Raw genomic sequence first — 3,262 nt, 5'->3', positions numbered from 1 at the left:
TCACACCCTAAATTAAAATATAAATCCTAAAAACGTAAAAAAAGAGGTGACTATGTGCAATCACCTCTTTTTTGAGTTCAACGACATTTGCAAAATGTCGTAACGGTTAAGCGTTCAATTTGTAAGCATAACGTTCCATATAACAGCATACAAAGTAGTGCATCAATTCATCAGCATTTAATACCACTATCGTTAATTCTGCACCGCATGGCTTTGTATAGCGGACATAATGGTATAAATCATCAAATAAGTCTTTTTTAGCCTGTTTATCGCTCATATTGAATACTTCGTGTACATTAAGTCCTTTTTCTTCTAATCTCTTTGTAATCACGCCGAAAACGAATGTGTTCATGTATCATCACTCCATAATTTTTTAATATTCACATGAACACTAAAACACCGACACGTCGGTGTTTAATTATGTTTTCTTTAAACCAAAGTTAATGTATACGCCAAAATTTATTATACATTATCTAGTTGACTTATTAAAAATAAATGAAGGTTTGCATAGAAGGCTCGTATCAAATCAGCAAATCATTAAAGTTAATTATTGATTGTCGGATAAATATTTTTGTACCTCAGCGTTATCTTTATACCCATTCGCAAAAAATACAGCACACGGTTTATTAGAATTATCTAAATAAGTAATTGAGAATTTTCCTTCGTCTATATTTCCCTCAACTTCTGTACGACTCCAATCTTTAATATAACCCAAGTATTCAAACCCATCATCATATTGATCAGACCAAAAGTAAGGAATAACATTAAACATCGAAGAAGAGCCTTCAATGATATTTTTAGCTACGTTTTTACCTTGGTTATATGCATTTTCCCAATGTTTTACATTAATTAAATCATTGTTATAAGGCCAGACTGCGCAGTCACCAACTGCATACACATCTTTCACACTAGTTTGACCGTATTTATCAACAATATATCCTTGGTTATTATACTCTATTTTCTTATTTCCAACGTTTTTAATTGCTTCAAAATTTGTTCCAATACCAATTATAAGTAGATCACAGTCTATTTTTAAGCCGTTATTCGTTACAATCTGTTCTATATTATTTTTACCTTCTATGCTTTTTATGGTGTCACCAGCAATAACATTTACACCTTTTCTTTCGTGCAATTGTTTAATGTAGCTTGAAGCTTGTTGTCCAATGACTTTACCTAATGGATATTTAGATCTAGAAATTAGAGTGACGTTTTGATTTAATCTAATCAGGCTAGCAGCCAATTCTAAACCAATAAATCCTCCACCAAGTATAACAATATTTTTACTTATTGATTGAACATTTCTTTTTATATTTACCGCATCTAAATAATTAGACAGATAGTTAACACCTGATACATTTTTAGTATTTTCTAACGTTCTAACTTTTGTGCCAGTTGCTAAAACTAAATTATTATAATCAATTGTTTCTTTGCTTTCTGTATTAATTTGTTTATTGTAAGAATCTATACTTACTACTTTAGTATTTAACGCGATTTCTATATTATTATCGTCATAAAAATTTTCTTTTTCTAATAATGGTAATGTTGTATTATTTAAGTCCTGCATCCATTCCTTTGTCAAAGGTGGTTTATCATACGGAAGCCGATTCTCGCTTTCTATAATTAAAATTTCACCTTGATATTCATTTTTTCTTAATTCCTTAGCTGTGAATACACCAGCTATTGATCCACCTACAATAACTGTTCGATTGCCCATCATTAAAATTCCTTTCTTTATAAGATGTGTTTATTAATAATGTCATGATTCCCTGTCACAGGGATAATTGTACCGGTTATATAACTTGATTTTTCTTCACATAAAAATTTAATAACATGTGAAATATCTTCACCATACTCTTTTCTGGGTATTGTAAAGGGATTCATTTTATTTTCTTCATCACTTATAGTTTTTTCTTTATCTTCTTCAAAAATATCGCCAGGAGACACAGTGTTAAAGGTAATACCATAATTAGCTTCTTCTCGGGATAATGTTTTTGACAAGGAAATCGCAGCTGTCTTAGCTGCAGCATACACACCTCTATGAACCCAACCCGGTAAATTTTGAACTTGATCAAATCCAATTGTTATTACTCTTCCCCAATAATTCTGTCTCATTATAGGAATAATTTCTTTCACTAAATTAAAAAAACTTTTAAAATTACCATCTACCATTGAAGACCATTCGTTATAATTTGTATCAACAATCGACTTTTTCTCTTTAATAAAAGGCCCTGCATTATGAATTAAAATGTCTAAATTTCCCATTTCATTTACAATTTGATTAACCATCTTTTTTACATCGTATTCTTTACTCACATCTGCTTGAATGGCCATTGCTTTTACGTTATATTCAAATCTTAATTTTTTTGCCAATTCTTCTGCCTTTATTTTACTATTTCTATAATTGATTACGATATTAATGCCTTCATTTGCTAAATCAATGGCTGTTTTTTTACCAAGCCCTTTAGCACTGCCTGTAATTAGTGCAGTCTTTTTATTCATAAATTTTACACCTGATTTCAATTATTTATTGATTAAAGTTAAAAATTCATTTCTCGTATTATAATTATCGTGGAATAAACCATGTACTGCTGATGTAATTGTTGATGATTGCTCTTTTTTAACACCTCTACTACACATACACATATGTTTAGCTTCTAAGACAACCATTACTCCTTTAGGTTCTAAAACTTCATTTACAGCTTGAGCTATCTGTGTAGTCAATCTTTCTTGTACTTGAAATCTTCTGGCATATCCTTCAACAACTCTACCTATTTTAGACAAACCAGTTACTTTTTTGTCGGGAATATAACCAACATGAGCGACACCAAAAAATGGTGCAAAGTGGTGTTCACACATAGAGTAAAACTCTATATCTTTAACTAAAACCATATCATCTTGTTTCACATCAAACGTCTTTACTAAATGCTTTTTAGGGTTCTCATTATAACCTTCTGTATACTCTAAAAAGGCTTTAATAAAACGATATGGTGATTCTAATAAACCTTCTCTATTGGGATCATCACCGCACAAATCAATAATGTTTTTTATACTTTCCATAGCTGAATTAATTTGTATACGCTTTTCTTCACTGTTATTTGGAAAGTAGTGTTCAATTAATTTATTCACCTTATTCTCATCCAATTGTTAAGTCACTTCTTTGCTTTAAAATTTTAAGTTTTATTTATCTTCAGTATTTAGCAACTAATAATGAATATCAAGTGGAATGCTTAGGTTCTGTTGCAAAGTAAAAAAATATAGCTAA

At 30.3% G+C, this 3,262-nt stretch carries 4 protein-coding genes; all 4 read right to left on the bottom strand.

Annotated features, from left to right (window positions below):
* Positions 1–106: 106 nt before the first annotated feature.
* The 4 genes from HMPREF3125_RS12325 to folE all read right to left on the bottom strand — a co-directional run bounded on the left by HMPREF3125_RS12325 (position 107) and on the right by folE (position 3,126).
* Positions 107–352, bottom strand: a complete 246-nt coding sequence (locus tag HMPREF3125_RS12325; protein ID WP_070454081.1) for a hypothetical protein — start codon at positions 350–352, stop codon at positions 107–109.
* 195 nt (positions 353–547) lie between these two features.
* A complete protein-coding gene (locus tag HMPREF3125_RS12320) occupies positions 548–1,714 on the bottom strand; it encodes an NAD(P)/FAD-dependent oxidoreductase (protein WP_070454079.1) in 1,167 nt (388 codons plus the stop codon).
* A gap of 17 nt (positions 1,715–1,731) precedes the next feature.
* Complete coding sequence (locus tag HMPREF3125_RS12315) at positions 1,732–2,499, bottom strand: SDR family oxidoreductase (protein ID WP_029056333.1); 768 nt, start codon at positions 2,497–2,499, stop codon at positions 1,732–1,734.
* A 21-nt stretch (positions 2,500–2,520) separates the two neighbouring features.
* Entirely contained in the window at positions 2,521–3,126 is a 606-nt protein-coding gene (folE, locus tag HMPREF3125_RS12310; RefSeq protein ID WP_029056332.1) for a GTP cyclohydrolase I FolE, read from the bottom strand.
* Between the last annotated feature and the right edge of the window lie 136 nt (positions 3,127–3,262).

Source organism: Staphylococcus sp. HMSC13A10 (assembly GCF_001808005.1).
Lineage (GTDB): Bacteria > Bacillota > Bacilli > Staphylococcales > Staphylococcaceae > Staphylococcus > Staphylococcus pasteuri.
This window is presented reverse-complemented; position numbering and strand designations above follow the sequence as displayed.